Below are 750 nucleotides of genomic sequence, written 5' to 3' on the forward strand. Positions count from 1 at the left end.
GTAATCGCGAATCAGCATGTCGCGGTGAATACGTTCCCGGGTCTTGTACACACCGCCCGTCACACCATGGGAGTCAGTAACGCCCGAAGTCAGTGACCTAACCTTAGGGAAGGAGCTGCCGAAGGCGGGACGGATAACTGGGGTGAAGTCGTAACAAGGTAGCCGTATCGGAAGGTGCGGCTGGATCACCTCCTTTCTAAGGAAGAAGAAGTAAGAGCTGTTGTCTATTGTTGAGTTATTAAGGACTCAAGGCTTTCTGGTGGCGATGCGCTTAGGGGAGACACCCGTTCCCATCCCGAACACGATGGTTAAGACCTAAGCGGCCGATGGTACTGCACTGGAGACGGTGTGGGAGAGTAGGTGGCCGCCAGATCATAAAAGAATATGGCTTATAGCTCAGCCGGTTAGAGCGCACGCCTGATAAGCGTGAGGTCGGTGGTTCGAGTCCACTTAAGCCCATATCTATTGAAAAGGCAAGGAAGCCTGATCCGAGGAGGTAAGGCCCACTTAAGCCCATATCTATTGAAAAAAGAATAAACACTCTATGGGGGTATAGCTCAGTTGGGAGAGCGCCTGCCTTGCAAGCAGGAGGTCACGAGTTCGAATCTCGTTATCTCCACTGTGTCGGAAGACACACATAGAATGTACCTTGAAAACCGCATATAAGAAATAAATTGATGAAAATATCAAGACATCCGAGGTAATTGTTATTAAATAATAATTATTCGAAACACTGATTCAAATGAATCA

Annotated in this window: 2 tRNA genes and 2 rRNA genes; all 4 read left to right on the forward strand. The window is 48.3% G+C overall.

From position 1 onward, the window contains the following. Positions 1-196 (forward strand): 16S ribosomal RNA (locus DWX73_RS13385); the annotation flags it as partial. A 59-nt stretch (positions 197-255) separates the two neighbouring features. Next, positions 256-373, forward strand: a 5S ribosomal RNA gene (rrf, locus tag DWX73_RS13390). Positions 374-386: 13 nt separating this feature from the next. Then, positions 387-459: transfer RNA gene (locus DWX73_RS13395), tRNA-Ile, on the forward strand. Positions 460-546: 87 nt separating this feature from the next. Then, positions 547-619 (forward strand) — tRNA-Ala (locus DWX73_RS13400). The last annotated feature ends 131 nt before the right edge of the window (positions 620-750 follow it).

Source organism: Coprococcus sp. AF21-14LB, from assembly GCF_003458885.1.
In the GTDB taxonomy this organism is placed as follows: domain Bacteria; phylum Bacillota; class Clostridia; order Lachnospirales; family Lachnospiraceae; genus UBA9414.